3 protein-coding genes are annotated in these 5,167 nt (G+C 34.7%); all 3 read left to right on the forward strand.

The window, feature by feature from the left end:
* Positions 1-266 precede the first annotated feature (266 nt).
* The 3 genes from ACE1AQ_RS17965 to ACE1AQ_RS17975 all read left to right on the forward strand — a co-directional run bounded on the left by ACE1AQ_RS17965 (position 267) and on the right by ACE1AQ_RS17975 (position 4,838).
* Positions 267-2,156: an ABC-F family ATP-binding cassette domain-containing protein gene (locus ACE1AQ_RS17965; RefSeq protein ID WP_110543223.1), complete on the forward strand. Its 1,890-nt coding sequence runs from the start codon at positions 267-269 to the stop codon at positions 2,154-2,156.
* 67 nt (positions 2,157-2,223) lie between these two features.
* A complete protein-coding gene (locus ACE1AQ_RS17970) occupies positions 2,224-4,353 on the forward strand; it encodes a GNAT family N-acetyltransferase (RefSeq protein ID WP_110543225.1) in 2,130 nt (709 codons plus the stop codon).
* Positions 4,354-4,364: 11 nt separating this feature from the next.
* Positions 4,365-4,838 (forward strand): ASCH domain-containing protein, encoded by a 474-nt coding sequence (locus ACE1AQ_RS17975; RefSeq protein WP_002750544.1) that lies wholly within the window; start codon positions 4,365-4,367, stop codon positions 4,836-4,838.
* Positions 4,839-5,167 lie beyond the last annotated feature (329 nt).

A 5,167-nucleotide genomic window follows, 5' to 3' on the forward strand; every position in this document is an offset into this window, starting at 1 on the left:
TCTAGGTTCTGTGTGATAAGTTTAACTTATATAGGATCGATCAATCTTTGTGTCCTTTGTGTCTTTGTGGTTCCTTCCACTCGCTCGCTAGGAAGAATGTATCTTAGAATACATTTTGCCCACCAAACCTAAGAGAGCCGAAGATTCATACCTCAAATCAGGAACGCCGGAATTTCTAACAACAATGTAGAAAGAATCCCCCGTCACAGCATAGCTTGACGGTGGGAGTATGTCAAACTAGAAAAGAAGGATTATTCCCAGAAATCATGACACTGCTGACGGTTCGATCGCTCAAAAAAGACTTCGGTATCAAGGAAATTCTCAAAGATGCCAGTTTTAGCCTCGATGATCGCGATAAAGTCGGCCTGATCGGTACGAATGGATCGGGAAAATCGACCCTATTGAAAATGATCGCCGGTTTAGAATCGATCGATGGTGGCGAAATTCAAATCAATTCCGGGATGAAAATCGTCTATTTACCCCAGCAACCGGAGCTAGACGACGATAAAACGGTTTTAGAGCAGGTTTTCGCCGATAGTGGCGAAAGTATGACTTTAATTAAGGAATACGAGGAATTGTCCGATCGCCTTGTCCATGAGCCAGAAAATCTGGATACTATTATGGAGCGTTTGTCAAGGGTTTCGCAACAAATTGATAAACTTGCCGCCTGGGATTTAGAAACCAATGCTAAAGTTATTTTAAGTAAACTGGGTATCGATAATTTTAATGCTCGCGTGGGAGATTTATCGGGGGGATATCGCAAAAGAATCGCCATCGCTACCGCACTTTTAGCCGATCCTGACTGTTTATTGATGGATGAACCCACCAACCATTTAGACGCGCTTTCCGTGGAGTGGTTACAGAGTTATTTGTCCCGTTTTCGGGGAGGATTATTATTAATTACTCACGATCGCTATTTTCTCGATCGAGTGACTAATCGCATCATTGAAATCGATCGGGGAGACTTATCTACTTATTCTGGTAATTATGCCTATTATCTAGAAAAAAAAGCCTTAGCGGAAGAATCGATCGCCAGTAGTCAACGCAAACACGCGGGAGTTTTGCGACGGGAATTAGAATGGTTATCCCGGGGACCAAAAGCGCGCAGTACCAAACAAAAAGCGCGGATTGATCGCATTCAGGCAATGGGTAATAAGGAATTTAAACAGGTGGAGGGAAAAGTCGATATTGCCACCGCAGGAAGACGCATCGGCAAAAAAGTTATTGAAGTAGAAAAGATCTCGAAAGCTTACGGAGATCGCACTTTAATTAAAGATTTTACCTATATTTTTACTCCCGAAGATCGCATCGGTATTATTGGCAGTAATGGGGTAGGAAAATCTACTCTCATGGATATTATTACCGGGAAAATTCTCCCCGATTCAGGCACAGTTGACATCGGTTCCACTATTCATATTGGTTACTTCGATCAACAATCCGATGATCTCAATATTAACGAAAATCAAAGAGTAATCGAATATCTGAAAAGTGTGGCCGAATTAGTCAAAACCCTAGACGGCAGCGTCATCACCGCTTCCCAGATGTTAGAAAAATTTCTCTTTCCTCCCGATCAACAGTATGCACCAATTTATAAACTTTCTGGAGGGGAAAGAAGACGCTTATTTTTACTACGAGTTTTGATGAGTGCGCCTAATGTTTTAATCTTAGATGAACCCACCAATGATCTCGATGTGCAGACTTTAGCAATTTTAGAAGAATATTTAGAGGACTTTAACGGTTGTGTGATTGTTGTTTCCCATGATCGCTATTTTCTCGATCGAGTAGTTGATACTATTTTTTCCTTTGAAACCGGGGGTAATATCCGTCAATATCCGGGTAATTATTCCCTTTATCTCGATCAGAAAAAAGAGGAGGAGGAACCCAAAGAAAAAAGAGTCACCCCAAAAACTGTTAAAGCTTCTCCGTCACCCGTCAATAAGAAAATCTCTTTTAAAGAGAAAAAAGAATACGAAGACATCGAAAAACAAATACCAATTTTAGAAGCAAAAAAAGCTGAAATTGAACAGGTACTTTATGGAGAACCCCTAGAAGATTTTACCAAAATAACCGCGCTGACCGAAGAATTAGCTCAATTGAGTCAAAAAATTGATAATTTAACCGATCGCTGGTTAGAATTAGCAGAAAAATTAGGCTAAATTACTATGTTTATATAGTAATTTAGTCAACTCATAAATAATCAACATTTTAATTTTATATTTCTTTATGAAAGTTGAAATTATTGCAATTGAAAATGGATCAACATATTTAAAAAAAATACAAGAGTTGGGTCGTAAAAACTCTAAGACTTTGGGTTTTATGCCTGAAGGTGGATTTATAGATCATGCAGATAAAGGACATATCTTAGCGGCCATTAGTCTAGACCAAAAATGTGTTGGATATTTAATGTATAGAATTAAGCAAAAGACTAACAAAGCACATATAATACATTTATGTACTGATGAAAATTTTAGAAGAAAAGGTGTTGCCAGACAATTAGTTGAACACCTGATTGACAAAACCCAAAAACAGCAACTTTATGGAATTGTTTTTGATTGTCGCATGGATTATAACTTGAGTTCAATGTGGTCAAGTTTTGGATTTATTGCCAAATCGGAAAAACCCGGAAAAAGTGCAGAAGGACATTTATTGACAACTTGGGATTTAGAGCATACAATCCCTCCATTAATCAAAGAGCTAATCGAGGAAAAAAACAAGTCTAAGATTCAAGTTGTTATTGATGCCAATATTTTCTTTGACTTCATGACAGATCCCTATTATGATAGCGAATGTCAAGAATCTAATTATTTGCTTTCAGATTGGCTACAGGAAGAAATTGAAATATTTTTAACTGAAGAAATTAATAATGAAATCAATCGCAAGAAAGATGATAATTGTAGACGTAAAGCTCAAGAATACGCCAGTAAATTTTGCAAAGTTTCTTGCTCTCATTCAGAATTTGACCCAGTGCATTTAGAACTTCTTAAAATCTGTTCTACACCACAAACAGATCAGGATAAATCTGATTTAAGACAATTGGCAAGAGCTATTGCTTCTGAGTCAGAGATTTTCGTTACACGAGATACAAAGTTACTTGAGCTAGAATCTATACTTTATGATAAGTTTTCAATTCAAATTTTATGTCCTACAGACTTAATTATAAAACTAGATAACTTATTGAGAACATCTGAATATCAACCTGTACGCCTCGCAGGAACTACTATAGAAAAACGACTGATAAAAGAAGGAGAACAAAAGCAGTTATTGGAACAATTTCTAATGTCAGGACAAAGGGAGAAAAAAAATGAGTTTAAAAATTATTTACAAGGATTTCTGGCCAGTCCAAATGAGTTTAATTGTTTTGTTGTCTTAGATCATGCTAATAACAAACAATTAAGTAGTAATTATATAGCACTATTTGTGTATGATTGGTCAGAAAAAAATCAATTAACAATTCCTTTGCTTCGTGTCAATAATAATATTGGTAAAATGAGAAAAGCAATTATATTACATTTGCTCTCAATATTTATTTTAGAAGCATCCAACAAAGAAAGATTATCAACAAGAATTACTGATCAGTACCTTGACAAAGATATTATTCAATCTATTCAAGATACTCTATTTGTTCAAGATGGGGAAGAATGGATAAAACATCACTTAGTTTTTTCAGGAACAACTCTACAATTAACTAAAAAGTTAAATGGGTTAAACTCAGAATCAATTTTTAATACAAATATTTTATCCAAACCTATAGAGATTTTACAAGATAGTTCTATAAATGATAGGAATACAGCAACTTATATTGAACGATTGTTTCATCCTTGTAAAATCTTTGATGCAGAGATTCCTAGTTTTATTATTCCAATTCAAGCTAAATGGGCGGTAGACTTATTTGATTCGGAATTAGCTAATCAAACAATATTTGGAGCAAGAAAAGATTTAGCGTTTAATTGTGAAGCCGTTTACTATCGTTCTGTTCGTAACTCTGGTGGATTATCTGCTCCTAGTCGTGTTCTCTGGTATATTAGTGATGATCCAAAGTATATAGGTACTCAAAGTTTAAGAGCTTGTTCCAAAATCGATGAAATTATTATTGGAATCCCCAAAGAATTATATCGTCAATTTAGGCGGTTAGGAGTCTACGATTTTGAGCAAATTTTAAAAATTGCCAAAAATAATATTGATAATACAATCATGGCCATTCGTTTTAGCTATACAGAATTGCTTAAATCACCAATCCCTCTACAGAGTATTCAGCAAATACTCAATAACAAAGTCACATTTCCCTCTCCTTATAAAATTTCTAGATCAGAATTTGAAACATTGTATAATAAGGGTATGCAAATTTTAAATTAAGAGAACATTCTATGTTACATAAAACTATTCTAATGTCGATTAAACCCAAATACGTTGAGAAAATATTAAAAGGAGAAAAAACGGCAGAATTTCGCCGATCAATGTACTCATCTATCAAAAAGGGAGATCAAGTTTTTATATATTCTTCATCTCCACAAAAAGCCTTAGTAGGAAAATTTATTATTGATGAGATCATTAATGATACAGTAGAAAATTTATGGAAATTAAAAGGGAAAGAAGGATGTATATCTTATGAGGAATTTATGAACTATTATGACGGTATTTCATCAGGACATTGCTTGGTATTGAAGGAAATTATAACCTTCTCGGCACCTATAAAGCTTGAAGAGTTAAGATCACAAATTGTAAATTTTAGAGTTCCACAAAGCTGTCGCTATTTACGACCAGATGAAATTGAAATTTTTTTTAAAATTCCCATTGCTTCATCTTCTAAAAAATCCCTAGATACAATTATAAGATATTAAATTACTTTTCAATAAGCTGGTCAGATCATTAGACAATATTTGTTACTGCGGAAATTTATTGGCTCTTCTGGTTTCTGTGTGGAAACGAGGTCTATACTGATAGTTTCTTACATGATTGGTTTTATAGTTAGTAAATTTTACCAAAAGTATCAATTATGTATCCTAATCAATGCCAAGATTGAACAATAATGGTTCTTCGGTTTGTCTTATGCAACGTACAGGATTATAAAGAATGAAACTCTTATAGAGAAAGACATTTGGCGATTTTTGTCAATTGTTTTTGATCTAGAGCGAACTAATCAATTAAGTCTCTTGCCAGATAAGGATTT

The sequence above is a fragment of the Microcystis sp. BLCC-F209 genome, from assembly GCF_041928595.1.
Lineage (GTDB): Bacteria > Cyanobacteriota > Cyanobacteriia > Cyanobacteriales > Microcystaceae > Microcystis.

Excerpts from the sequence above, each read along its gene's own strand:
- ACE1AQ_RS17965 (WP_110543223.1), top strand. The coding sequence starts at position 267 with ATGACACTGCTGACGGTTCGATCGCTCAAAAAAGACTTCGGTATCAAG.
- ACE1AQ_RS17970 (WP_110543225.1), top strand. The coding sequence starts at position 2,224 with ATGAAAGTTGAAATTATTGCAATTGAAAATGGATCAACATATTTAAAA.
- ACE1AQ_RS17975 (WP_002750544.1), top strand. The coding sequence starts at position 4,365 with ATGTTACATAAAACTATTCTAATGTCGATTAAACCCAAATACGTTGAG.